The following is a 26,008-nucleotide window of genomic DNA, read 5'->3' as shown; positions in this document are numbered from 1 at the left end:
GTAAAAAACCTCCAATTTTAGTAAATTTTTATGAATTATCCACCCTTTTTTTCGCAAAATGCAGAAATCGCGATACCGGGCATTTATAATTTTTGGTAAATGCATTCTCGAAAGCGTATCTTTGCCGGCGATTATTATTTTAAGCAACTGAAAATGAGTAAAGCAATATCGGGGTTTTCCAAACTTTCCAAGGAAGAAAAGATCGGCTGGATAGCTAACGAATACTTTTCAAATCCCGAAGCAGCAGCAGCACTGCTGAAAAAATACTGGAATGCCGATGCCGCTTTGCAGCAACTGCACGACGAATTCATAGAAAATACTATCACAAACTTCTACCTTCCGCTTGGGGTTGCACCGAATTTTACCATCAACGGGCGCGACTATATCATCCCGATGGCTACCGAAGAAAGCTCTGTAGTCGCGGCGGCCGCTAAAGCGGCAAAGTTCTGGTCGGCACGAGGCGGTTTCAAGGCAACAGTCATCAATACCGAAAAAATTGGCCAGGTACACTTTATATTTAATGGGACTTCCGAAAAGCTACAGGCTTTTTTTGACACCGTAAAACCTAAGTTTTTTGAAGGTACACAATCCATTACCGCCAATATGCAGAAACGCGGCGGCGGCATACTCGATATAACGCTTCGCGACAAGACGGCGGAACTGCATGGCTATTACCAGCTGCATGCCACTTTTGACACCAAAAACAGCATGGGCGCCAATTTCATCAATTCGTGCCTGGAGCAATTTTCCAGGATACTAAAGGAAGAAGCCTTGGCATACGCCGAATTTACTGAAACCGAAAAGCAGGTACAGGTCGTAATGAGCATCCTGTCGAATTACGTACCCAATTGTATCGTCCGCGCCGAGGCATCCTGCCCCGTAGCCGAATTGAATGTCGACAGCGGCATCGACCCACAGGAATTTGCATCAAAGTTCCTTACAGCCGTCCGCATTGCCGAAATAGAGCCATACCGTGCCGTGACACATAACAAAGGCATTATGAATGGCATTGATGCTGTAGTTGTAGCCACCGGCAATGACTTCCGCGCTGTGGAAGCAGGGGTGCATGCCTACGCTTCCCGAAATGGGCAATACGGCAGCCTTTCGCATGCCAAAGTAGAAAATGGCATCTTTACCTTCTGGCTCGAAGTGCCGCTGGCATTAGGAACGGTAGGTGGGCTTACTTCACTTCACCCTTTGGTAAAGCTCTCGCACGAAATGCTGGGCAATCCTAACGCCGATGAACTCATGCAAATAGTAGCCGTGGCAGGGCTGGCGCAAAATTTTGCAGCGCTTCGCTCGCTTACCACCACCGGCATACAGCAGGGGCACATGAAAATGCACCTGATGAACATCCTTAACCAGCTACACGCTACCGAAAATGAAAAACTGGAAGCCGTAAAACATTTCCAAAACAATAACGTAAGCCATTCGGCGGTGCATAGCTATATCGACCAATTGCGGAAATTTGACCCCACCACTATTGAAAAAGACTTTTTACAGTAACGGGAAACTCCTGCTTACCGGCGAATATACCGTGCTCGATGGGGCAGTTGCATTAGCAGTGCCTACAAAATCCGGCCAGTACCTCGATATTGAGGAAACCGAAGATAACGGATGGCTCACATGGAAAAGTTTAGATGCTGATGGCAGCGTTTGGTTTGAGGACAAGCTCCCATTCCGGGGAATTATCGGCAACAGGCAGCACTGGGGCAGCCCGGAAGCCGACACGCTTATTGGTATCCTGCACAATGCGCACTTAGCAAATACCGATTTCCTTAAGAATGCAAAGGGGCTCTCTATTACAACAAGGCTAACGTTCCCAAGGAATTGGGGCTTGGGCAGTTCTTCCACCCTTATCAATAATATTGCACAATGGTTTGGCATTGATGCCTTCCAGCTCCTCAATAACAGTTTTGGCGGCAGCGGCTATGATATTGCCTGCGCCCAAAACAATACTCCTATATTATATAGCCTTGAAAATGAGCTGCCTGTTGTAAAGATCATTGGTTTCAATCCGGCTTTTGCAGGCAACCTTTATTTCGTTTACCTCAACCGCAAGCAAAACAGCCGCCAGGCCATTGCCGCTTACCGCGAACAAAGAGCAGATATCGCACCAATCGTTTCTCAGGTCAGCTGCCTTACTACCGCTATTACTGAAGGACATGACCTCAACACATTCGCATCTTTACTGGAGCAGCATGAGCAGCTCATGTCGGGAGTTTTGAAAATGCCGACTGCAAAAGCAGCTTTATTCCCTGATTTTAACGGAACAGTGAAAAGCCTTGGAGCCTGGGGCGGCGACTTCGTACTGGCTGTTTCTGCTGAAGACCCAACAACCTATTTTAGAACAAAAGGCTTTGGTATCGTTGTGCCATATAGAGAAATGATATTGTAATAGTTTTTGACTGCTGATTTTCTTTTGAACATTGTGGTAGAGACTCATTGAATGCTACTCCCATACAGAATAGAAACACTACAAGACGCAGGCACTCCGTCTCTACTTCTAGATTTTCATCATATTACAAACAAAAATCCCCGCCGAATGGCAGGGATCTTCTATAATTTGAAGGCAATTCTTAGTTGAATTCAGACCTTTTATCTTCAATATCAGCTTTGTCTTTCAGCGCGCCGGATATCCTGTTAGGAACACTTGCCCTGCTTTCCGCTTTCATCCTTGTAGAATAAGCAGTGTAGTTAGGTAACGCAGGTGCTGCAACTACCGACTTTGTCCTTATCATGAACACTCCACCCTGGCCGGTAATAAGTCCTGAAGTTTTTCCGGCAGCGAGTGCGAATGCTTTACCTACCACTTTTGGCTCTGCACCAACATTCATGATCATTGGAGCGGCAAGTGTAACATCGGTAGCCGTTGCAACGCTTGAACCTGTTTTTTGTGCTACAGCCTCAAGGGTAGTGCCTGACATTTTCTTTTTGATAAGCTCCGCTTTTTTCTCGTTGCGGATAATTGGCAACACAACCATTTTAGCCTCTTCAATTGGCAATAAGCCTTTTTCGTTCACTGCTTTAAGCCTCGCTACAACGTGGCCCTGTGCCATTGGCAGGTCAAATTTCTTAACATCGCCAACTTTTACATCTTTAGAGAATGCCCACTTAACAATGTCCCTGTTGTTACCAATTCCCTGAACGTTCTCATCGTTGGCAAGCAATTTGTTTACCGGCACGATCGTAAGGCCAAGGTCTTTTGCAAGCTTATCGAATGGCTTATCTTTAGCATCCATCTCCATTTTTGAAGCTTTGGTAAACAGGTCATCAGAAGTTTTTTCAGACGGCTGTATTTTTTGTGCTATAGTAGCTACCTGTACGGCGTCATTCTTAGCATTGATCTTCATCACGTGGTAACCGAATTCTGTTTCAACGACACCTGTTTTTCCAACAGGATTATTGAAGATAAAGTCATTGAAAGGCTTAACCATCTGGTTTGGCACGATGCCTTTATACTCACCGCCATTTTCTTTAGATCCCGGATCGTCTGTATTGTCTTTTGCCAGTTGTGCAAATGCTGAAGGGTTAGTGTTAACCCGTTTCAAAAGATCGTCAGCTTTTATTTTAGCATCTTCTTTGCTCCTTGTGGCGCCAGGTATCTTGCTTCCTGAAAAAGAAATAAGGATGTGGCTTGCATCTACGCTTCCGCCGGCTTTCCTGTTTACCATTTTAGTAAGCTTGTAGTAGCCGTTATCGATATAAGGGCCGTAAACATCACCTTTAGCAAGGCCAAATATCTGCTGGGCGTGCTCTACAGGCAGCCTGTCTTTGGTAACATAGGTAGAATCGTAAGGAATTTCAGAATTCATGTTTACGAATTCGGCAACATCTGTAGCTTCCCTGAATCCCGGAAGGGTGTCGTTCTTAGAAGTCTTGTCGTTATATTTTACACTTGGTGCAAGCAACGCGTTGATGTTGATTTTCATTTCAGTCTCATCAGCAACAGACGGCTTGTTATCGAATTTCACATACTCGATCTCGCGTGAGGCTTCCGACTTGTATTTTTTCTCATTCTTTTTCATAAAGGCAACAAGTTCGTCGTCAGAAACTTTTACCTGGTCGTCATTTATTGTAGTGAACGGAACATATACATAATCAAACGTAGCTTTATCGCTCTCATCTTTATATTTTGCTTTTGCTTCTGCATCCGTAGTGTAGAAACCCGCTTTAAGCATAGTAACATACAGCTGCCTTTTGGCCATATCCTCTACAAGCGGAATGTTCTTTTCGATCATTTGGTACTGCGCAGGATTGGTTGTCTTCATATTCACAAGGAACTCATTGAATTTAGCCTTGTCAAATTTCCCAAGCGCATTCAAAAATTGTGGGTTTTGTGCAACACTAGGGTCCTGTGCATACATGTTCAGCACATGGTCTTTACCTACCCTAAGGCCGGTTTTTTCAAACCTTTCCGCAAAAAGTATGTTGTCAACTTCCTGGTTCCATACCGCATTTGCAGCCTGTGTGGCTGTTACGCCCTGCTGCCTTGTCTGGAACTCGTTTACTTTTTGGAAAAACTCTTGTGCCATGATGTCTTTGCCATCAACACTTCCCACCTCTTTGGTAACGCCAAAACCGCCACTGTTTATGATGTCGCCTATGATAAAGGCCAATAAACAGAATCCGATAACCAGTATCAGAAGGAGCGAACGCTGCCTAATTTTTGATAAAACCGCCATTTTTTATTGTTGTTAAATTTTATTTCAGTGGGCGAAAATACAATTATCTGTTTAATAATAAAAGGGGTGGCCTTATATTTTTGCCTATCTTCTATTTTTTTTTATTTCTGCGCTAAGGGCGCCAGTTTAATGAGCTCTATCTTTTTGGCAGATGCCTGTTCTATAAAGATCTCAAAGCCCTCTGCGAGCAGTTTTTCACCTGTTTGCGGAATTTCCTTCGCGTGATGCACCGCAAATCCTCCTAACGTAGTATACGAGTCAGTTTCGGGTATATTGAGGTTGTATTTTTCATTGATATATTCCACATCCAGCCGTGCGGAGAATACAAAACTCCCCTCTTCAAGTGCCATCTCAATAATGTCCCCGCCCGCGTCGTCGTGCTCGTCTTCAATTTCGCCAAAAAGCTCCTCAATTATATCTTCGATGGTGACGATGCCCGAAGTGCCGCCATACTCATCAAGTATCACTGCCATGCTTTTCCTTTTCCGGGTAAGGAGGTTCAGGAGGTCTTTTATAAAAATGGTTTGTGGCGCATATTCTATAGGTATCATTGCCGATTGCACTGTCAGCGGTTTCTTAAACATTTCGAAAGAATGCACATAACCGATAATGTTATCAAGAGTGCCCGAATAAACCAAAATTTTAGAATAACCTGTTTCGATGAAAAGTTCCCGCAGTTCCGCTACCGCATCGTTCACTTCTACAGCAGCAATCTCTGTACGCGGCGTCATGATATCCCGGGCTTTGAGGCCTGAGAATTCGAGCGCATTCCTAAATATCTGTATTTCAGAATCCACCTCCTCTTGTTCATCTGCACCATTGAGCTGCTCGGTAATATAAGTGCCAAGCTCTCCCCTGCTGAAAAATGCTTTTTGGGTATCGCCTTTGGTGTGCAGCAGCTTTATAAGTATAAAATCAGATACTGCAATAATAACCCTTGAAACCCTGTTGAAGATACAGTAAAATCCGTAAGCGGGGATTGCGAACAGTTTTATAAGAGTATTGGCGTATACCTGGAAGAATATTTTGGGAATGAATTCTGCCGTGAGCAGAATGATAAATGTAGAAATTGAAATTTGGAGTAACAGCTGTAAAAAGACGCTCATTTCGCCAACAGCCGGATGCAGCCACCGCAGCACGTCGTTTCCCATGTAATATCCGTAGATAACCAGCACGATACTGTTTCCCACCAGCATTGACGTCATGAACAGCGTGGGCTTTTCGGTTAGGCGGGTTAGTATTTTTGAGATTATGTCAGGCTGTTTTTTCTCCACCTCAAGATACACCTTGTTGGAGGACACATACGCGATCTCCATACCTGAAAAGAAAGCGGACAGAAGCAAACATAGTATTATTACTGCCGTTTCCATGGGCCTTTTTTTTATTTACGGTTATCGAACCGTTTTTTATAAAAATTTCTTTTAAAGAAAAAATAGGCTATTGCTAGGCCCGCGAACAGGAAGCTGATAAGCGGATCCCGTCCCTCGTTCATCCTCATTATGGCATCATACAGAGCAAAAGCGGCAAGCGCTAAAAATAAATAGGGTGCATATTTCCAATACATATTCATTTTCTGTTAGTCAACATTATTAATTTCGGCGACATTGCGCTGCGCGTTAAACACCTTGAAGTCTTTACTGAAGTCTACGCCTGGCCCTTCTATATAACTACCTTTTTCATCTGTAAATTTAAACCTTTTCTCGGTATAAAACCACTCGTTCTTCTGGTCATAATACAACTGCTCCGTTTCCATGACCTTTCCATCGTCCGTTGTGATCCTTACATTGCCCTGGAGGTCTATAATATCCGATTTGTTATACCATATCGCATAATCCGATACTACGTAGGTCTTTTTTTCTGATTTGTCTAACAAGGTCACATGAACCCCCTTAGGGAATTCATTAAATCCGTATTGCAGGTTGGAAAAATCTTTCATCAGTGAGCTTACCAAAATCGCCTTTACTTTTCCGGAGTCGGTATATTTAAGGTTGATATTTTCTGTTTCGCCTGCAGGGCTGAAGGTTACAGTATTAATTCGCTGCACATCCTTCAGGTTGCTTTCGCAGGAAAACAACAGACCTGCAAGAACAGTAATCAGTATATATATTTTATAAACCTTCATCAATTAAAGGGTTGGTACAGTAACAGTTTCATTGATCCAGCAGCCATAGGTAATCACGTCGCCTTTTTTCCTTCCTGCGGCTTTGGCTTCTTCTTTTGCAGGTTTATTTTTTTCGAAGTTTTTTACCAATGAAGCAACGGTAGTTTTATACCTTGGTTCGGCAACCTCAGCTTTTTTAAGCGTTTCAATAGCCAGCCATGTAAGCGCCTTACGGTCGAACTCTGAAAGGCCGCATTCTTTACCGGCAGTCGTGTACATTTCAGCCAACAATATGTATGGTTTGCCAAATTTAGCATTAAGCCCGATCGCTTTTACAGCAAATTCTTTGGCTTTTGCTTTGTCAGAATTCCTGAAAATACCCGCTATATCATAATATAGCGATGCTTTCTTTTCGGGTGTTTTTTCGAGAGCAGCAGCTTGTTCAAAGTAAACAATAGCCTGCTTTTGGTTACGCCTTTTCAATTCGATATTGCCAAGCATATAGGCGGTTTGTGCGGTTGGTTTTGCAGCATGTACTGCCTGTGCCCCTTTATAGAGCACCGGTGAGTTATAGCACTTGTTGCTGTACATGCCCGTTGTCAGGCCTTCAAGCCAGGAAATATCCTCTTTATGCTTTTCGTAGTTTTTATCGTAATAGACCTCCAATTTTTCGCAGGTAAAATACCTGGACGACTGCAGCGCCATGTTTTCGGCTACGGCATCGAGAGCATCGATAGTTGTTGCAGCATCAGCGATCTGCTGAGTTTCGTCAGCTGTTAGCTTTGTTGTCTCCTGTTTTTTAAGCAACGCATCTTTATCGGCCGCAATCTTATTCTTAGTGTAGGCTACCTGTGCCGCCAACTCTCCGTATTTACCGATAAACTGGTCCTGTGAAATCCCTTTGTTTCCGGCGTCAAACTGTGCTAAATATAAATCGAAATAGGTTTCGAGAGCATCATAATTGGTAAAGCCTTCTTTATTTGATTTAAAAGCGGCATCGAGCAATTTGTACACCTCATCATCGGTAGCCAGCTTGTTCACTTTTTGGAGCAGCGCTTTTTTTACAGTTCCGTCGCTTTTAGGGAAGTATTTAGCATATTCGGTATACAGCGCAACAAGATCGTCCAGCTGTATACGGCTTTCGGCAGGTGTTGCCGCGGTCTCAATCTTGTATTCGATCACTTTTTGCCCGTAAGTATAAAGCTTTTCGCTATACTCGGGGCATTTTTTTCTCAGGTCCGGCATGAGTGCAGCAGCATCATTGTAGTTTCTGGCAATCACCGTTTCTTCAAACGTCTTGATTGCGGCTTCGCATTTAGCCGACCCCTGTGCGCTTGCCGCAATGCTAAATAAACCTATAATAAATGCTGATACTATGCGTAGTGTTTTCATGCCGTTATAGTTTTTAACTATTCATACCTCCTTTTCTGGAACCATCTGTCGTTTATAGAAAGGCTTATGAATAAATTTACATAATTTTCTTTTACAAGGTTTGCGCTTGTTGTGCCCCTTTGACCAAACTCTGCACCTATATTAAGATTAGAGCCGCCTATTCGCCCACCAATCGGCAGGCCAACGCCAAGGCTAAGGCCCATATCATTTATTGCTTCACCATTTATTACCAGCCCTGTTTTCTCATACCTTAGCCCGGCACGGTAAGTGATACGGCTAATATAACTGGTAAATGAAGCATATTTCGGGATAAAATAGCCTCCCAGAGAGAATTTATGGGCTGTCTCAAATTTTGCATTGGTAACATTGTCAAAACGGTTACCGAGTTCATTGCTTTGCTGGAAGGTATATTCTGCGCCTATAAACCAGCTTCTGTTCTGCCCCAAACCGGAACCGAAACTTGCTTTGGCCGGCATCTTAACATCGGAAGTAGAAACAGTCGTATCGATATTGTCGTGCACAATCTCATTGTTAGAGTTGGTAATGGTTATGGTAGCCAGCTCCCTGTCGGTACTGCTTTTAAGGGTACTTTGCGGCGTAAAGGCTGCACTGGTAACCCAGTCGTACTTACCTATTTTCCCCTGATATATTGCACCAATGTTAAAGGAGAAGCCGTTGTAATCAGAATTGTTGGTCTCCCTGGTAGGATACTGTATAACCTGCACCTCATTCTTTATATTTGTGATGCTTTTGGTCTTTACCTGCCCAAAATTATACTGGAACTCGGCTCCAATGCTAAATTTTGGTGATATTTTATACGCAACTCCACCAAATACACGATTAAGGCCTCCACTACCGTTAAATGTCCGTACAATCGTATCTTCGGCTACAGGGCCAACTGTCTCATTCTTTATCCTATACCCAACAGCAGTATAAGGCATAAGCCCAAACGCAAAGCCTAATTTTTTATACGGGATAGCTACCGCAATATAATCAACCGTAGTCCTGTTCGCATTGTCTGAAGCTGAGTCGGTTTTGAATCTTGTTTTTGAATTACTAGCACTTACCGTAAAAGTAGTATACATAAGCGATGCATAAGCCGCCGGGTTTTGCAGGTTAACGTGAATACTGTCAGGCAGTATCCCTAATCCGCCCATTGACCTGTTCTCTGTGGTGCCTTTGAACTTTATGTCACCAATACCAAAATAAGAATAAGGAGACGCATTACTTTCCTGGGAAAAAACAACAGAAGAAAAAAGGAGGCAGATACCTGCAATAATTTTTTTAATCATTTCTTGATCGTATATAAGTATAAAAAATTCAGACTTTCCAAAAGGAAATTTGAATTGGCAAATATGGTGTTTTTTAATCTTTTAGCCAAAAAATCAGCATCGCCACCCGTCAATATTATCGTTACATCCTGATACTGTTGCTTATACTGCGCAATAAACCCTTCCAGTTCGTACAGAAGCCCGTTTACAACACCCGAATGCATGGATGTTGCTGTAGAGCTGCCTATGAAGTTTTGAGGCATTTCCGGATATAACAACGGAAGTTTTGCAGTAAAAGTATGCATGCCCTCATACCTAAGCCTAAGGCCCGGTGAAATAGCCCCACCCGGATAGATGTTACTACTGTCTACAAAGTCATAGGTAACGCATGTCCCGGCATCAATAACCAGCCTGTTACACCCCGGAAATTGCAGCACAGCACCAGCCGCAAGCACCATCCTGTCGATGCCAAGAGTAGCCGGGGTACCGTAATTGTTTTGAAAAGGGAATTTAAAATCGTGATTCACCTCGAGCAGCCGTGTTTTTTCTTTCAATATTAAAAACAGGCTTTCCTGCTCTTTCCCTACTGATGAAAGTATACTATGGGTGATTTTGGTATATTTTTGAAAAATTTTTTCAGCCTCGTCTGAAGCATTGCTTTTTACGAACACAAACTTTTCGACAAGCACAGTGTCCTCAAATACAGCTGCTTTAATATTTGTATTACCGATATCAACCGCTAAAATCATTTTGTTATTATTAGTGGAACAAAGATAGCAATTGATTTTTTTTATATTTTGTTTTGGATAATTTAAAAATGGTTCTATATTTGCACCCGCATTGAAGCACAGGAAACACTGTAGTAACATTGCAAACATACTGGTACCTTAGCTCAGTTGGTAGAGCAATGGACTGAAAATCCATGTGTCCCTGGTTCGATTCCTGGAGGTACCACATAAAAACCCACTCCTTAGGAGTGGGTTTTTCGTTTTGAAGCTATTATTTAGATATTACAAATCCGCCTATTGCTCCTGCTGCCAGCCATACATACCATTTTCGGTACCAGGGAGAAGGTATTATTACCTCGGCCGCAGTAATATTTGTAACGGCCATATTGGGATTTGAGAGCGTAATATCGGTTTTTATGGCCTGCTCCCCTAAAAACCATTTTCTTTTTGTGCCCGTTATTATATTAGCTGAAGTCCAGGTTTTAAACGAATCTATTTTCACACCTGCCTGGTCTGCTTTATATCCAAAGCTGTACCATTTATCGAAAGTTTTACCTGAGCGTTCAAAAACACATGGGACGCTATCTTTGTAAACAATGCCAATAGTATCGAACTGTGTGACCGCCTGGAATTTTACTATTGACCTGACTTTTATAAACTCTTTTGTGAGTGCGGCCAAGTCGCTATCCTTTTCAATAAGTTCCTTTTGCAATTGCGCTTTATCGAACTGTAATGTCCTTATACCTGACGACTGTGTACCAAGTCTGTTTTTGTAATGTTGTACTGTATCGACTATAGCCTTAAGATTGGTATCCGTCATTTCGCCCCGGTGGCTGCATTCCTGAAAAGACACTAATAGCATCACTGCCAGTATTGCGATAACAATATATGGGATGTATTTTTTCATTAAATAATAATGTTATAGTAATATGTAAATTTTTCCTGTACATCTTTGAGTCCAATATACCCTCCGTTTACAGCTTTCCTGATAACTTTGACATCTGCAGGCGTTGCGCCTTTCATCTTACTCCACAATTTATTCCTGGTAAAATAAAATAATGCAGACTCCCAAAAATATCTTGTTGCTACACGGTCAGGATTGGTCACAATTTCGGGATCGTTCATAAAATCGCTGAAAAGCTTGTAGTTATTTTTACCAGTCAGCTGGAGCGATCCGCGCCCCCTGTACTTCCAGCCGTCACCAGACGCTTCATTGCCATTGCCCATTCGATCTGCATAAACATTATTAGCTATCTTTTCGGGCCTGGAAGCGAGTGTTACTGCTAGTGCATTTGGCTTACCGCTCCTTTTATCTTTGTAACGACCCGGCCATGTGGCTACTAATCCGGCAGCGCTGTAATTCAGTTTTTCGGTATCTACTTTAAAACCACCTGTCTCGTGATGAATATTCGCTAAAAAGTGAGCCATTTGCGCATCGTCCGGAATATCGAATACGTATCGCATTTTTTTTATCGTGTCCTTCCCAACGATTCCGTCATCTTTGAGGCCGTTCTTTTTTTGAAATTCTGCTATGTGATTCATACCCTGCTTTTTTTATTGGGGCATCCATCACAGGATGCCTTGTAACTCTCCACTATTTGCCTCAGTATGGCTATTTCCTGCTTTAATTCACCTATCTCGCTTTTCATGTCGGTTACAAGATCTTTATAAAACTGCCTCCAACTGCTGTCGACCTCAACATTCGCTTTTCGTAAACCGGCCTGGCGTAATTTGCTCGCGGCAAACCATGCATACGCTCCACCAACGCTCATTACATATGGAAATATTTCTGATAATGGTGGCATGCTATTGTTCCTCTTTTATTTCTACACCAAACATTTTTGAAAGGCCATAGACCACGGCATCAAGTGCTTTTAATCCGAGCATAGATTCGTACTTTATTTCCTCCGAAAAAAGGTTTGTACCGGCTATGAAAATGGTAATTGCCGAAGTGAGTATAAATGTTATCCTGAACATGTTTTTAGCCCAGTTAGGTGTTCTGTTTAATATTGCTCTTTTAGTAAAGGCATGGTATGTTTTCTGTCTCATATTATACTGCTTTATCAAATAATACTTCAAAACCTTTCAAAGTCACGGAATCACTGCCATTGGCGAGGGTAGCTGTTACAATAATGTAATTATTATTGGATGTATTAAACGTTGCAGACAAAGGGGCCGATGTGCTCACAGCGCGCCCGTCTACGCTTGACGTGGCTGCATTGCAACCGAAAATAACATTGCCTGTTTTCAGTAAAAATTCCCTGAAAAACGGGATGTAATTTACATTTGCTGCCGCTGTATACGCTCCAAGCGAAACCGGTGATCCCATGAGGTCATTTGTAGCATTGCAATACACCTTCAATACCACTGTACCATTTGCAAATGATTTAGCGAACGGCATCTTTAATGTTAGCGTGCCTGCTGCTATCGTTCCCGCCGCTATATAGCAAGAGCCCATTATTGTTTCAGTTGTTGACCCTGTTAACGCAGAACTGTCAGCAACATCGTTTTTCAACTTATTGAGCAAACCATTCATCGCCATTTGCTGTGCTGTAGATACAGGTTTATTAGTGTCACTGGTGTCATCAACATTACCTAATCCTACTGCTGATTTATTTAGGGTTTGCCATGTTTTATCACCTCTCCAATATTGTCCAGACAATCCTGCATTAATTACTGGCTCCTTACCTGTCAATGCTGTAGCTACTGCCGTAGCAATGTAATTTGGATCGGCTGAAAAAATATTTCCAACAAGTTGCAGGCCTGTTCCATTTGCATAGGTACCCATACCTCCTGTCTGGGAAAATGTGATGGAAGTTGTCCCTAATGAGATTGAATCATTGGTTATTGTCCACCAAGTATCCTGATTAACAACACCCTTAGTAACAGGAATTGTTTTGTTTTCCAATTCTGAACCGGTATCTGCATCGGAAGCCCTGGTCCATGAAGAACTGTTAGCAATATAAATTCCGTTTTCCGAAGCTGTGATTTGATTTTTAACAAGTACCCGCTCACCTCCGGTTAATGTAATCCCGTCGATGGTTAAAAGTCCAGACAATGCGCTATTACCTGTGGTAGCTACAACACACTGTGCTTTAAAATTTAATCCTGCAATCGCATTATCAACATAGCCCCTGTGAACAGCAGAAGTTGAATTATATGGCGAGCCTGTTATCTGAACATCTCCGGCAAATGCTGTATTACCAGTAATTTGAATATTGGGGTGAGATATCTGGAATGTTCCTGCACCACCAAAAAAAACATCCCCGTTTGTGTTAATCTGGAAATTACCCATTGCTGTATTTAAAGCAAGATTTGTTCCTATCGTTGCAACAGTACCATTGCTAAGTATCTGTTGCAGAGTTCGTGCATCTACATATTTTTTCTGCGTGTAATCGAGATCGCCAATATTTGGCGTGTAATCAGCTGAACCCGATATACCTTTGGAAGCCGGATCATTTGAGTTTAAAGTTAATCCTGAAGTTGAAAAACTCACATTGCTAGTGATTTCTTCAAAAGTATTCCCAATATTCATACTGATCCCTGTTGCGCCTATTGTAAAGCTTGAATTAGCATTAGGAGAATGTATCGTTGAAGTAATATAATTTGATGAGATATAAAACCCTGAATATTTCGTAGGTTCAGTACTTATCGAATTCATACCTACAGAATTATCATTTAAATAGATTATAGAGTATAACCCGTTAATATCTCCATTTATAAATTGCCTCGAACCTTCAAACTCAATATCTCCAGTAACAGGATTGTTTCCTGTTGTTCCCGTTATTGGAATAGCTTCGTTTATTCGGGCAATTCTATTCCCGTCTTCTTGGCTAAAAGAATATTCATGCTCGATGTTTTCAACATCAGTAAATATTAACCTGTCACTACGGTGTGAAAGTTTCGGCGTACCAGAGGTGTCTTTTACGGTTAATGGATCGGTTGTGCCGTTACCTTCTGCATTAACCAGTTGCAATGTCGGCATGCCTGAAATATTATCATTGGTAACCTGGGCGAAATCGGCATTTGTAAAATAATCAGAATCTATATCGCTACCATATACTCCGGGCGCACCAATAAATAATGCCAGATACAACACATCACCGATATAATAGCTGAAGTAATATTCCAGCCCGGTTCCAGTAAAGTCATGCTCGTCGAAATTTGCAGCAGCGAGAAATCCACCTTCTTCGATTTCGCCTAAGGGGATAATTATAGTAGTATCATTATCTTCAATGTCATCTGTGCCTAGTGGTTTTTCCAGTAATAGATAAAGCATATGAGCGGCAATATTATTGCCTCCTACTCCCCACGTACCTTTCCCTCCCATAAAAAGAAAGGTGTGAGAGATACCTGCTCCAGTTTCTCCAATCGTATAACCCGTAAAAAGCACAGGAGTATCGAGGGGGGTAATTATAGTGGTAAGCTGGTTCAGCTTTGCACACATGCCCTGAATTACAGGAAACACTTGTATAAGGCCTATATTACGGATGAGCGGAGTGTTGTTATCATATTGGGGTATAGTATCGTCTAAAGTCTGGAAATCAGCATCTATTGATTGCTGTTCCCCTGCACCATATACTCCTGGCAAACCTATCCAAAGATAAGATACAGGTATACCGTCGACTTTTCCCTGAAATAGTGTATAACCTTCATTTTGGGGTTGTATTACTATTTCGGGATTACGGCTGTTTAACCATTGCGAAACCGTTTGAGTTTCATTTTCCAATGCTCCATAATCGACTATGTCGGTTACAGGGTCTGCCCCAATATCTGACAATACTTCATCATTCGAATATATAAGCTCAATATCGTTTGATGTGAGCTGCGTTGCGCCACTACCGTAGGTGCCCTTGCCTTTGTTCATCATTTTAAACTTCAATATCCTTTGTGCAGAATAGAGACCATCGGCTGAACGGTTAGCCGCTTTTGTAACAAACCAAACAGATTGTTTTTCGTTTACTACATATTGTGGCAACGAGTTTATTTTAGACAAAATAGTACTTAAATTATCGGCGTCTTCAACTGATATGTATTTTCTTATATCGATATTATCCTGTCCTGCTGCAAAAAGGTTGGCTGCGGGAAATTTGTAGCTGCTTCCATCCGGTCCTTGCGATATATCAAATGGCTCGGCAATGTGAATCAGCGCATTTTCTGTTATCGTTGCAGCCTGTGGCCTTTGTGTAAGTTTTTGATTTTCCATTACTGAAATATGTAATTAGTATCGTTTTCAAATATAAAATCCCTCCCGTCCTGGAAGATGTAATTCAACCCTTCGACAGTTATGATATCTGTACCCATAATGTCGTTTACAAACGGAGCGAATTCTTCCTCCATACCTTTAAACTCAATAGTGTACTGTGTTGTAGTAGTTTTCAGGGTTTCAGCTGTCAAGCCGTTTCTGAAGCCTAAAAGGAAGTAATCACCGTTACTATCCAGGACAATGAGGAAGTAGTCTTTTTTCAACAGCTTTTGAAACTGCAGGTTGTCGAAAGCTGTAATCCTATTGAAAGTCAGAGAAAGCGATACTTCAAAGTATTTGCCTCCTTCATTTTCATTTTGCTGTTGCAGAAATGCAGGCCCCTGAACAAGGTCGAAAATGTAAAAGAATGTTTCGGGGAATTCGATGAGGCTTACACCGTTATAGGTAATTTCGCTTCGCTGCACTTTTTTGTACGGAGCCAAAAAAACTTTCTTTATACCTCCTATCGTGTTTTTGCAAGGTAGCTGCCTGTTTGCCGTTATAGGAACCATCCGCCGGATACTTTTATATCTTTATTACAACTTCCTGAATATTCCGGCAGCGGGTTGCTACGCAACCATCTTTCAGCCCTTTCGATATACATCTGTGCTTTGGAGCGCTGTGTTTGTGCCAGGTACTGTACTTCTGCCTTATTCACTGTTTCACTGTTCTCCGGAGCATGCTTGAATATTCCGCCATTGGCTACCGTATAGCTTCCTATCTCCACATACTCGGCGAATACCTGATGACGGAGTATCGGCCTGAGGTAATTCGTAAACAAAACCTGGTAATCGCCTTCCAGCGTTTCATCCTGAAAATCCTGTTTTATCTTTTCGTACAGCTTTGTTCCGAGTAATGGCTCAATGACAGTAACCTGTACATCCAGAATGCACGGAATGTATTTATCAACATCAACATTGCCACCCATTGGCGTGTATGCTGTAATTTCTGAAGGGCGTATTAAAAGTATTTCCATAATGTTTAATTTTTTGAGGCAGCGACATCCATTGGGGGTGCTTTCTTTTCGTTAACCTGAGGTTCCTGCGGTGTTGCCGGAGTTTCAGTAAGCGGCCTGAAATACAGGTCGAGTGTAATACCGTTGAGGGAAATGATGTTTTGCAACGCCTCGATAATGTATTGCTGCTTTGGCGCTATTACCCTTTTTACCAATTGTGCTTCGGCGGTGTCCAGCTCATCGGCATTGTTGCCAAAGCCGGTACTGTCTTTTATACCAAAAAGCATTGGTGAAACTACCCTGTGAGCTGTCATTATCTGCTGGCGGCTTTCCTGTGTGAGGAAGTCCCATTGCTTGTGCTGCTGCTCATTTACCGGAAAAGGCACTATCGTGATTTCAGCGTCCTTATTCTGGAAAGAGACTACAAACTTTTGGGCATTGGTTGAGCCTGTAAGCTGCTCTTTTACTTTTCTTTCAAAGTCGAGTTTTTCTTCAGGAGTAAGGCCTTCACCATCGGGAAAGTTGATAATATAACCGGCAGTTAATCCCTGCTTGATGGAATTGATGCAAAAATTGGATATCTCTTCTTCCATTTCGGCATATTGCAGCCCGGCAAGATAATCAGGGGCACCGAAGTAATTGCAGCCCGGTGTGTAGGGTTTTATTACGTATACTTCTATATCGTCTTTTGAACTTCCGAAGGCGCTGAATTCTTGAGGTGGGGTTTTATAAACCTGCTTCCAATTTTTGCAGTACCAATAGCTTTCTATCTCGCCGTCTTCGTTCTCAATGCTCGGCGCCACAAGCTGTTTGGGGAGGTGGTAGATACCCGATACTTTTTTACGGTCCCTGGTCTTTACTACCTGGAGAGAAGCTTCACCGAAGATCTGGAAGTCGGTGATCACCTTCTTCAGTTCCTGTGGCTTCATGAGCGAAACGAATTCGGCCCACTGGTTTGGTTTTAGGGTGGCATCACGGGCGGTAAGTCCCCGTCCAAAGGCCAGGTCGATATACGACTTGTTGATGGCGGCATTGGTAACGCTGCCATTATTCCTGTCGATTATATATTGGTAGAAGGAGTTATCGCGCCCGTTGAGCACCCAGTTTTTTGTTTTGTTTTCCTCAAGCTTTGGCCTTACATAGCCTGACAGGTATAGAAATTTAACATCGCTCATAATAGGAATATGTCTTTAGTGGTCTTGTAATTCTGTGTATCCGATGCCTGGCTTGTTACTAATAACTTACCGCGGTAAACGATCTCATTTCCACCGGTTACCTTTACCTGCCAATTCGTTGCGTTTTTAAATGCCTTATCAAATTGCAGGAACATATAACCATTAGAGATTGTTGGCAAAATTGTTATGGTACTGCCCGGCTCCCTTTCTTCGCTTACAAGTTCGAGCACCACATCGGAAAGAGGATAAAACCTCGGTATTATCTTTAGGGTATGGGTTGTGTTGTTGGGGTTTAGTATGTTCATATTATAATAATGGGAAGGTGGAATTTTGTTTTAGTTTTGTCCTCACCCCCAGCCCCTCTCCCAAGGAGTGGGGAGCAGCTACATTCGCACTGTAAATCCTCTCCCCGGCCCTCTCCAAAAGAGAGGGAGCGAAACGTGCCGAGAGGAAGTGATTACTCTTGTGGTTTTGGCCTCACCCCCGACCCCTCTCCAAAGGAGACGGGAGTAGCTACACTCAAGCGTGCTTACTCTTATTGAACGACGATATGAGCATTACGGGTGCGTGAGGGATGGAACCTGCCTGCGGTAGGCAGGGCGGCATCCTGCCAGAGGAACGAAGGCAGATAAAGCGCACAGCCCGACGGCGGAGTCCCGAAAGGTTTCGGGAGAAGCCGGCACGCCAAAAAATATAAAACCTACAAGGTCTTAGCGACCTTGCAGGTTATAAAACTCAAAAATTAATTATACCGATGGTGCGTCTTCCGGCACAAGGGCCAATAGTGCGGTTACTGTTGCGTCGCTGAGGATCGGGGCCAGGGCTCCTTCCATTGCTACACCGGTAAGGTTGTAACCGTTGAAGTCGGCTTTGGCTGCTCCTGTGGTTGGTGCTACTGTAAAGTCTACACCTTCTGAAGTACCGATTGCGTGGTAAAGGCCGTTGCGATCTTTTACCACTACGGTCGGGAATCCGTAGGCCAGGAGATTGAACTGGTGGTTATCTTCTTTACTTATCCTTTGCAGGGCAAGCGTAAGCGTCTGGGTGTTTACGGTGGTACCGGCTGTTTTGTCGGAAACCATGGATTGTGCCAGGCTATTGCCTTCGCCTGAAAGGTCGTACTGGAATACTTCCTCGATCAGTGGGTTGATTGCCGTTGCTACGCCATCTACTACTGTGAAAGGCTTTTCGACGTGGTTGATAAAAAATACTTTCGAGGTACCTGCCAATGAATTTTTGCAAGGTACTTTTCTTCCTGATGTGATGTCACATGCCATATTGTTTGATTTTTTATACTGCGTGGGCAGTGGTTGTTTTTATTGTTGTTGGAATAAATGGGGCTATAGTTAAACCACCCCGCCCTACGGACACCCTTCCAGAGAAGGGGAAGAGCTGAACTCTTGCTGGTTAGACCTCACCCCCGACCCCTCTCCAAAGGAGAGAGGAGAGCGGGACGTGCTTACTCGTACCTAATTTTTTTGCTACTACTACACTAATTTCACTAAATTATTTTAGAATACCGGAAAGTCCTCACCCCCGCTCCCTCTCCCAAGGAGAGGGAGCGGGATGTGCCGACAGAACGTGGAGAATTCACGGTACAATGTGCGTAAATTATACAGAAGGTGTTGCAGGCCTGTACCACACGATCTCTTCGGAGTTGTAGTACTCTACGCCGGCGTTGTACACCAGTGAGCCGCGTACTTTACCGTCAAGCAGGGTTTCGTTGGTGTTTACTACATGTACGTTGTTGAAGTCGGCTTTAAGGCCGGTACCGAATACTACGTTCTTAGGCTCTGCTATAACCATGTGGTTGTCCGGAAGCCCGGGAAGCTCTACAAGGGTGAACTTACCAAATTTGATCTCGGTAGCTGCATCGCTTTTGCCCGGATTGTTGCTGTCGCTGGCCAGGCCATTGGTAATTGCCTTCGAGATAAGCAGGAATGAATAGGCAATTGCGATGTTTGATGCTACACCTACTTTGATCGGTTTTTTCTGCAAGCCGGCAGGTACTTCGCTAAGAGCCCTCATCAATTGGGCTTCTACGTTGTCTTTGGTGATCGCGATACCGTCTACTGTGATGATATCGTCATCGGCTGCGAAGAGTTTAAGGAATCCATCGAATTCGGTCGGGTCGGTATCATCTCCCTGCCAAATCATAGTGTCTATGGCTTCGGCTTCCTGTGCCAGCTTTTCGGCAAGGATGGCATCCATAATGACTTTCATGTCGCCATCGTTAAAGGCTGAGTCGCCCAGGTCGCCGTCGTTCCATTGGTTGCGGAAGTCCTCAAGGCATACCTCGAAGTCATCCTTAAATTTCTTTGGTTCCAGTACTTTCTCCGAAAGTACGATGGAACCGGCAGGCACGAATCCGCAGGTGTATTCCCTGCGCCCGCCTGTAAGCTCGATTTTACGCAGGTTGAGCTTGTAGTTTACACTTTCGTTGAGGGTAACAAACCCTGAGTCGAGCGTTACGGCCTCTTTGAATGCCTTACCTATAATTACCCCCGCTTCTTTACCGGAATAATTTGATGTTGATGTTAGTGTTGTAGCCATCTTTTATTTACTGATTTTGAATTGCATGAAAAATCCTTTGTTTTGCTGTTTTAAGCTCTACCTGTGCCGGGGCCCCTTTGATCGGCCTTGCTGCCGGGGCTGCGGAAAGCTCTATTATTTGTGCTTTAAGCGCGTCTATTTCTTTTTTGTGTTCGATATGATACCTGAGCATCGCAGCCTTGACGGCGTTTTCGACAGCTTTTTCCTCTTTTGCGGCAGGAGCAGCGGGAGCCGTGGGTTTCTTTGGATCGCCACCAGTGGCTGCAGGGTCTTTTACTTCAGCGATCTTGCCTTCTTCTTTAACCACAAGGACTTTCTTATCCTCCAACTCGTACTCCCCTACCGGAAGCGGGACTTCGGTGCCGTCATCGGCTGCGATCCATACGCGGCCCCCTACTTCGAGCGTGTCGCCTTCATACTGTATGACTACCTTATCGTCGGTGGTCTTTACCGACCCAAGCGCAATGCCCCGCCCTTTTTTCATAAAGGCGAATGCGGATTCGAAACCGTCCCTGATTGCATCTGCAATCCTTTTTGTATCACTCATTTTTATATTGCTTTTAAAGTTTACTTCTTTAAGGGAAACCAGGGCATCTACCGAAAATCCCTTTACTTTTCCTGTTTTCACATAATCGTTCCAAATCTCGTCGCTGTCTACCTTCATGGTGGCCATCCAGCTGCCTTTTGGGTAGGACAGGCCCAGCGCCGCCGACTTATCATTCTTACTGTCCTCTATTATCCAGCTTTCGACAAATGTCACGCCCTGTATTTTGCCGCTGTGCTCCAGACTGCTGCTCTGCTGGTGGCCGCCTTTGTAGAACCCGAAAGCGAGGTCTTTGATGGTTTGCTCTGAGAACAGCACATTAAATTCTTCGCCATCCTGGTTGCGGTAGATGGGTTTGTTGGGCTCGAGCACCAGGCCGATGAGTATGCGTTCGTCTTCATTGACGGTGCTTAGCTTTACCTCAGCCTCGGAGAGGGCCAGGAAGTTGCCTTCCATTGCAGGCTGCTCGACCAAGGAGATGCCAAATACGCCTTTGGTAATTTTGGGATCGTATATTGCTTCGTAGGTTTTCATTGTTATTGTTTTAGTAATAATGGTTTGGGGTGGGTTTTGTTTTGTTTTTGAAAGTCCTCACCCCCGACCCCTCTCCCAAGGAGAGGGTGCAGCTACACTCGTGCCGATAAGTCCTCTCCCCCGGCCCCTCTCCCAAGGAGAGGGGAGCGAGCTACACTCATGCGGTTAATTAAATTAATTATGTGAGACATTGCAGTGCAACACGTCTACCGGAAGTATCTAAAAGGAAATTGTGTTGATGACATGAAACTGCGAATGAATACTGAGACTCCGATTAAAGCGTGCTTTGCTCTACGATGTTGCGGTCGAGGCTTTGCGCAGAGGTGACATTACTGCTTACCACGTAGGCTTGTATAGGGGTGTTTTGGCCGCCTATAGCTTCGGCGATCTGGTTGGTGCCTGTGCCCTGGACAAGATTGAAGGCCGGAGCTGCGGGTGGGGCTGCGCCACCTCCGGCTGCCGATCCTCCGGGTGCGCTTTTTTCTACCGGTTTTGTGGCGAGTATTTTTTTGACGTTCATTAAGCCGGATGCCACAGCTACCCCGGCTGCTGCTGCACCAAGCGCGGGGCCTACTAACGGTATTTCGACCATACTTGCATATGCTGCATTAGCACCTTTATAAGTATCCTGGATTGCTTGTGATACAGCCATTCCTTTTGCAAGCTCGGCGCCTTTGCCCCCCATTTCTAAAAGCATTTTTGCGGTGTTGGTGGCGACATTCAAACGGTTTTGGGCAACACCTTCATCATCTTTTTTCTTTTTATCGGCATTTGCTTCTTCCTGGTCACTAATCTTTTGATCCTGGTCAGAAAGTGACTGCTTCAGGTTTTGCTCGATCATCGCATATTGTGCCTGCGCATCAGCACGTTCTTTTAAAGACAGACTTTCATTATCGATAACTTTTTTCAGATTATCAGTTTCTATTTTGGATTGCTCTTCCATAAGCTCCCGCTCTTTTTGGAGCTTTACCAATGGATCAGTCTCATGATCTATATCCCATTGCTTTTTATCAAGAGCAAGGGCTTTGTCGGAAGCAAGCTTTGTTTCTTCAACTGCTTTTAACTCCTGTTGCTTTGCGGCTTCGATCGCTTTTTTCTCATCTGCAACCCTTTGTTCTTCAGCAATACGTTGCTTATTATAATACTCCCGTACTTTGGCTTTTTCGTCTTCACTCGCCTTGAGCCTTACAAGCTCAGCAAGAACTCTTTCTTCTTCAAGGTTTATTTTTTCAATCGCAGTTTTCGCATTCGCATCTTCTTCTCTTTTGCGATAATCATCAAGGATTTTAGATATAGCCCCCGTGCGCTCTTTTTCTCTTGCAATGGCTTCATCCCTCTTCTTTTGTGCGTTTTCTGCGAGTTTGTCCAGCCTTGCCTTTTCTTCTGCATCTTCTTTATCACGCCTTTTCTTATTAGCTGCCGCCCTGTCCATATCAGCTTTGTCAATCATCCTGTTACGTTTTTCAGCATAAATAGCAATTTCTTTTAGTTTTTGCTGTTCATCTTTATCCGCATCCTCATTGAGTTCTTTTATCTTGTTTTGATAATCAATATTTGCCTGAAATTTTGCTTTGGTAAATTCATCGTATTTATCGCCGTACATATCCAGAAAGTCCTGGCTCCTTTTAATGCTTTTATCGGCTTCATCGGCCATTTTGTCAACAGCTCGAGATGCATCAGAAGTAGCACCTATAAAGTCGGTCACCCAATTTACAATTCCGCCGATTGCCTCGCCAAATGCTTTCAGTCCCGGAACAGCATTCATTACGAATTTTTTTACATCATCGAAATTCGCAATCAGCATACCCAGAGCGACCGCTATTGCCCCAATCCCTGTACTGACTAAAGCACCTCTAAACGTTTTCATGACGCCACTCGAGCTGCCAACTACGATATTATATGCCTTTTGTGCCAACGCCGATATAGTTTGCTGCTTAATAAATACTTTCGTAACATCGACAACATCTTTAACCTTGTTAGCATAATTGTTAGTAGCATCATTAAGTATTTTCATTACCGGGCCACTGTCAAGTATTTCTTTACCCTGATCCATAATACTATCTGCAAAGTTCTTGCTCTTTTTTTCAGCCTTTTCAAGTGCATCCCCTGCTTTATCAGTCGCTTGTATAAAGTTTATAGTATTATTGGTAACATTCTCAATATTCGTTTCTACGTTAAACTCTAATTCTATTTCATACTTTTCAGCCATGATATCATCTTTTTAGATTTTTGGATATTCTCCTTCTGCATTTCGGTGGCCTGCATATACCTGATGCGCCTTATTTTTTCTTTGGTTTCCTTCCATGTCCCGGGAATTGCGTTCTTACCTTTTGCGATCTCGATGGTGTGCCCGCAGCCGTACCATTGACCGGACTGGAGCATTTTGATGGTTTCTGCTATCATTGTGCGTTTTGTATTAGGTATATCTGGAATGACCTGCCTGCGCCATTGCTGACGTTGATGAACATTGCCCTTGTTTCGCCCGTAGTATTTTCGTTTACAAAAATGTTGAGGTTGTAGCCCTCCCGGTGCACATCGGCCCATGAAGTTCCCGACCCGGTATCTTCTTTTGTAATATCCATCACAGCGCCATTGGTCACATACACGCCGTATAGCTGCTCTATTGCGCTAAGCGTTACCCGGGATTGCGATGGCGCAAAGAGGCCAAAATTGGTTTCGAAGGTATTTATAAGGTTCAGGCTGGTTTCGCGCGTGGTAAGGTCTACCGTAAAGTCGTTAATGCGGTAATACCTGTCCTTTATGTAAAGCACGTCGTTGAGTTTCAGTTTTGTTAGGAGCCATGCGGGGAGAATGGCGCTGAACTTAAAATTCCGCCGTTTTACATTGAATATTGACGTGATATACGAAGACCAGTAATTTTTAAATAATGTCCCTAAAATCCTGGCATAGCTCCATGTGGAGTTTTCTTCGTTCCAAAGCAGTGAAAAGTTGCCCGAATCCAGGCCTAATGTATGACCTGGCGTATTTATAAGCCCCATTATCTGGTTGGCATTGCCATCATTATCTGTAAGTGAGATAGGATTGGCCGAAATGGATACCCTGTTATTGTAATAAATTACTGCTTTTGGCTTTGCGGGTTCAAGGGTTTCGTTAAGAATAAGGCCATATTGGATAGTTGTCAGGGTATTGGTGTGAATATCTTTCAGCCTTTCGAACAGAATCGTTTCAAAAGGGAGGGATATCTCGAGCGTTTCGCCATCCAGCGGCTCACCTTCTTCGTCATCAAGGCTTATCTGTGCATCACCATAGGCAATACCGGTATTTTTTAAGTACTGCATGTTGAGAATTGTGGTTGGCGCCTGGTACTTAAAATTCATGGTGCTAAATATCCTGGCACGCTCCACATCGTACTTTTCCCAATCGACCCATTTTGTTATATCATGTACGGTTCCCGCATGGTAATAATCGTCAATGGTATTTATATACATGTTACCCAAATTATCGGGAATGGCAACGAGCTTGAACATATTGAACAGCCCCTTGAGAAAGTCGATAATTTTCATGTTTGGCAGTGCCGGGGCTACGTTGAAAGTATCTACAATCATACTGATATTTGCATCGGCATCCTTATCGGTATGGCCATAAGGAAATGCTGCACGATCTGCACGCAGCAGTATGTAGGCATCATACTCAAAAGTAGCAGCCGCGCTTACATAGAATTTCAGGCTGAAAGGCGGGTCTGGCGCAGCAGTAAATTCTACTGTATATTCCCCTGTGGCATCAACCTGCTGATGTATAGTTTGAATACCATTATTATTATTTTTTGCAATAATCCTGTAGGGTACGTTTTCATACCCTGCCTGAGGAGTGATCGTTACACGGTACAGCATGTTATGATAATCGTTGAAAGGATACTGCGCTACAGTCCAGGTATCGGTTGTGTCGTCGTTAAAACCGAATACTTCTCCATTGCCGTTGATCCAGTTGACAGCCTGCTCCGTATACTGCGCACCTTCGTCATTATTAAGCCACATATACAACTCTTTGAATTCATTCCGCCCAAAGAAGTCGCGGCTAAAAGTGATTCCGTATTTTTCTTCGATAGCCTCAATGATGGCCAGCACCCTTATAGACGGCTTGAGGTCGCTCCAGCCTATACCCCTATCCTGGCCGTTATATGCGATGTTTACGAGCTTTTCGCCATTAGTATTATTTGCATTGTCCGAACTGTACATGAACTGGCGGCGCTGGCTTAAAAGGGTGTAGATAATATCGCGATCGAACAGCCCTGTATTAAGCCCGGCCTTTACATTATCAAAATTGTAGATATGATCGTACGCCAACATATTAAGGCTGCTCAGCAGATCTTCTTTTATGAGCGTTTTAAAATTGACAAGGTTGCCCCAGAAGTTGATGGTGTAGGAACTTGCAAGGCCGTTTTTTACAGATACTTTTTCCAACCTCATCTTACCGGTACGGAAGGGCATGCCATCCAACTCGATACGGCAGCTCTTTTTTGTACGGGCATCAAACGTATTGTCGATGTCGGCATTATAGTAATGCTTAAATATATAGTTGTTCCTGTCGCTAGCTGGGACAGTGAATGTTTTGGTATAGTCGGTATTCAGCTTGGAAACGTCTTCGGTATTGGCCACGGAGCTATTGAGTTCTATGGATTCGTCTTTGAAGAGGTCCAACAGCTGGTCTTCGATGTAGATTTTAAGCATCATGGTTTATGTTGTGAGATTGCGCCCTTTCAGGGCTTTGGCGTTGTTGTCGCGGCAACCCCGGGCGATGCCCAGGGCTATAGTATTTAACCCCTTTGGGGTTTAAGGCACGTAAATGTGATCATGTTATAATTATT

At 43.6% G+C, this 26,008-nt stretch carries 23 protein-coding genes and 1 tRNA gene; 3 read left to right on the top strand and 21 right to left on the bottom strand.

The features are described from left to right. Nucleotides 1-153 precede the first annotated feature (153 nt). Together HYN59_RS07335 and HYN59_RS07330 are read left to right on the top strand one after the other, a co-directional pair. Nucleotides 154-1,506 (top strand): hydroxymethylglutaryl-CoA reductase, degradative, encoded by a 1,353-nt coding sequence (locus HYN59_RS07335; RefSeq protein ID WP_108779665.1) that lies wholly within the window; start codon nucleotides 154-156, stop codon nucleotides 1,504-1,506. Then, on the top strand, nucleotides 1,484-2,398 hold the full coding sequence (locus HYN59_RS07330) for a GYDIA family GHMP kinase (protein WP_108777655.1): 915 nt from the start codon (nucleotides 1,484-1,486) through the stop codon (nucleotides 2,396-2,398). Before HYN59_RS07335 ends, HYN59_RS07330 begins: the two co-directional genes overlap by 23 nt. 181 nt (nucleotides 2,399-2,579) lie before the next feature. Here HYN59_RS07330 and HYN59_RS07325 read toward each other — a convergent pair whose 3' ends face one another. The 6 genes from HYN59_RS07325 to HYN59_RS07295 all read right to left on the bottom strand — a co-directional run bounded on the left by HYN59_RS07325 (nucleotide 2,580) and on the right by HYN59_RS07295 (nucleotide 10,198). Continuing rightward, the gene (locus tag HYN59_RS07325) at nucleotides 2,580-4,685 is read right to left on the bottom strand and encodes a peptidylprolyl isomerase (RefSeq protein WP_108777654.1); all 2,106 of its coding nucleotides are present in this window, start codon (nucleotides 4,683-4,685) and stop codon (nucleotides 2,580-2,582) included. Nucleotides 4,686-4,786: 101 nt separating this feature from the next. Then, on the bottom strand, nucleotides 4,787-6,055 hold the full coding sequence (locus HYN59_RS07320; RefSeq protein ID WP_108777653.1) for a hemolysin family protein: 1,269 nt from the start codon (nucleotides 6,053-6,055) through the stop codon (nucleotides 4,787-4,789). A gap of 206 nt (nucleotides 6,056-6,261) precedes the next feature. Then, a complete protein-coding gene (gene lptC / locus HYN59_RS07310) occupies nucleotides 6,262-6,807 on the bottom strand; it encodes an LPS export ABC transporter periplasmic protein LptC (protein ID WP_108777652.1) in 546 nt (181 codons plus the stop codon). 3 nt (nucleotides 6,808-6,810) lie between these two features. Further along, nucleotides 6,811-8,178, bottom strand: coding sequence for a tetratricopeptide repeat protein (locus tag HYN59_RS07305; protein WP_108777651.1), 1,368 nt, complete (start codon nucleotides 8,176-8,178; stop codon nucleotides 6,811-6,813). A gap of 17 nt (nucleotides 8,179-8,195) precedes the next feature. After that, nucleotides 8,196-9,470, bottom strand: a complete 1,275-nt coding sequence (bamG, locus tag HYN59_RS07300; protein ID WP_108777650.1) for a BamG family beta-barrel-assembly machinery protein — start codon at nucleotides 9,468-9,470, stop codon at nucleotides 8,196-8,198. After that, nucleotides 9,467-10,198 carry a type III pantothenate kinase gene (locus HYN59_RS07295; protein ID WP_108777649.1) on the bottom strand — a complete coding sequence of 244 codons (732 nt, stop codon included), beginning with the start codon at nucleotides 10,196-10,198 and terminating at the stop codon, nucleotides 9,467-9,469. The genes bamG and HYN59_RS07295 overlap by 4 nt, the downstream gene beginning before the upstream one ends. A 132-nt stretch (nucleotides 10,199-10,330) precedes the next feature. On the opposite strand from HYN59_RS07295, the gene HYN59_RS07290 reads away from it, so the two are divergent. Continuing rightward, nucleotides 10,331-10,403 (top strand) — tRNA-Phe (locus HYN59_RS07290). Between the two features lie 45 nt (nucleotides 10,404-10,448). On the opposite strand, the gene HYN59_RS07285 is transcribed toward HYN59_RS07290, so the two are convergent. The 15 genes from HYN59_RS07285 to HYN59_RS07215 all read right to left on the bottom strand — a co-directional run bounded on the left by HYN59_RS07285 (nucleotide 10,449) and on the right by HYN59_RS07215 (nucleotide 25,874). Then, the gene (locus HYN59_RS07285; RefSeq protein ID WP_108777648.1) at nucleotides 10,449-11,084 is read right to left on the bottom strand and encodes a DUF6549 family protein; all 636 of its coding nucleotides are present in this window, start codon (nucleotides 11,082-11,084) and stop codon (nucleotides 10,449-10,451) included. Next, on the bottom strand, nucleotides 11,084-11,719 hold the full coding sequence (locus HYN59_RS07280) for a peptidoglycan-binding protein (protein ID WP_108777647.1): 636 nt from the start codon (nucleotides 11,717-11,719) through the stop codon (nucleotides 11,084-11,086). Before HYN59_RS07280 ends, HYN59_RS07285 begins: the two co-directional genes overlap by 1 nt. Beyond that, nucleotides 11,716-11,982 (bottom strand): hypothetical protein, encoded by a 267-nt coding sequence (locus HYN59_RS07275; RefSeq protein ID WP_146185889.1) that lies wholly within the window; start codon nucleotides 11,980-11,982, stop codon nucleotides 11,716-11,718. Before HYN59_RS07275 ends, HYN59_RS07280 begins: the two co-directional genes overlap by 4 nt. Before the next feature lies 1 nt (nucleotide 11,983). Beyond that, nucleotides 11,984-12,226, bottom strand: coding sequence for a hypothetical protein (locus tag HYN59_RS07270; RefSeq protein ID WP_108777645.1), 243 nt, complete (start codon nucleotides 12,224-12,226; stop codon nucleotides 11,984-11,986). A 1-nt stretch (nucleotide 12,227) separates the two neighbouring features. Then, nucleotides 12,228-15,383 (bottom strand): phage tail protein, encoded by a 3,156-nt coding sequence (locus tag HYN59_RS07265; RefSeq protein WP_108777644.1) that lies wholly within the window; start codon nucleotides 15,381-15,383, stop codon nucleotides 12,228-12,230. Continuing rightward, entirely contained in the window at nucleotides 15,383-15,865 is a 483-nt protein-coding gene (locus HYN59_RS07260) for a hypothetical protein (RefSeq protein WP_146185888.1), read from the bottom strand. Before HYN59_RS07260 ends, HYN59_RS07265 begins: the two co-directional genes overlap by 1 nt. A 56-nt stretch (nucleotides 15,866-15,921) precedes the next feature. Then, on the bottom strand, nucleotides 15,922-16,398 hold the full coding sequence (locus HYN59_RS07255) for a DUF6712 family protein (protein WP_146185887.1): 477 nt from the start codon (nucleotides 16,396-16,398) through the stop codon (nucleotides 15,922-15,924). A 5-nt stretch (nucleotides 16,399-16,403) separates the two neighbouring features. Further along, nucleotides 16,404-17,552 carry a phage portal family protein gene (locus tag HYN59_RS07250; RefSeq protein WP_108777641.1) on the bottom strand — a complete coding sequence of 383 codons (1,149 nt, stop codon included), beginning with the start codon at nucleotides 17,550-17,552 and terminating at the stop codon, nucleotides 16,404-16,406. Further along, the gene (locus HYN59_RS07245) at nucleotides 17,549-17,857 is read right to left on the bottom strand and encodes a hypothetical protein (RefSeq protein ID WP_108777640.1); all 309 of its coding nucleotides are present in this window, start codon (nucleotides 17,855-17,857) and stop codon (nucleotides 17,549-17,551) included. The genes HYN59_RS07250 and HYN59_RS07245 overlap by 4 nt, the downstream gene beginning before the upstream one ends. A 441-nt stretch (nucleotides 17,858-18,298) precedes the next feature. Continuing rightward, a complete protein-coding gene (locus HYN59_RS07240) occupies nucleotides 18,299-18,829 on the bottom strand; it encodes a hypothetical protein (RefSeq protein ID WP_108777639.1) in 531 nt (176 codons plus the stop codon). A gap of 334 nt (nucleotides 18,830-19,163) precedes the next feature. Next, nucleotides 19,164-20,105: a hypothetical protein gene (locus HYN59_RS07235; protein ID WP_108777638.1), complete on the bottom strand. Its 942-nt coding sequence runs from the start codon at nucleotides 20,103-20,105 to the stop codon at nucleotides 19,164-19,166. Between the two features lie 7 nt (nucleotides 20,106-20,112). Next, complete coding sequence (locus HYN59_RS07230) at nucleotides 20,113-21,183, bottom strand: XkdF-like putative serine protease domain-containing protein (RefSeq protein ID WP_108777637.1); 1,071 nt, start codon at nucleotides 21,181-21,183, stop codon at nucleotides 20,113-20,115. A 274-nt stretch (nucleotides 21,184-21,457) separates the two neighbouring features. Beyond that, a complete protein-coding gene (locus HYN59_RS07225; RefSeq protein ID WP_108777636.1) occupies nucleotides 21,458-23,392 on the bottom strand; it encodes a hypothetical protein in 1,935 nt (644 codons plus the stop codon). Continuing rightward, nucleotides 23,371-23,586: a hypothetical protein gene (locus HYN59_RS07220; protein WP_108777635.1), complete on the bottom strand. Its 216-nt coding sequence runs from the start codon at nucleotides 23,584-23,586 to the stop codon at nucleotides 23,371-23,373. Before HYN59_RS07220 ends, HYN59_RS07225 begins: the two co-directional genes overlap by 22 nt. Continuing rightward, nucleotides 23,583-25,874: a hypothetical protein gene (locus tag HYN59_RS07215; protein WP_108777634.1), complete on the bottom strand. Its 2,292-nt coding sequence runs from the start codon at nucleotides 25,872-25,874 to the stop codon at nucleotides 23,583-23,585. Before HYN59_RS07215 ends, HYN59_RS07220 begins: the two co-directional genes overlap by 4 nt. Between the last annotated feature and the right edge of the window lie 134 nt (nucleotides 25,875-26,008).

Source organism: Flavobacterium album (assembly GCF_003096035.1).
GTDB lineage: Bacteria > Bacteroidota > Bacteroidia > Flavobacteriales > Flavobacteriaceae > Flavobacterium > Flavobacterium album.
The sequence above is the reverse complement of the archived record's forward strand: the minus strand, read 5'-3'. Positions and strand labels throughout refer to the sequence as shown.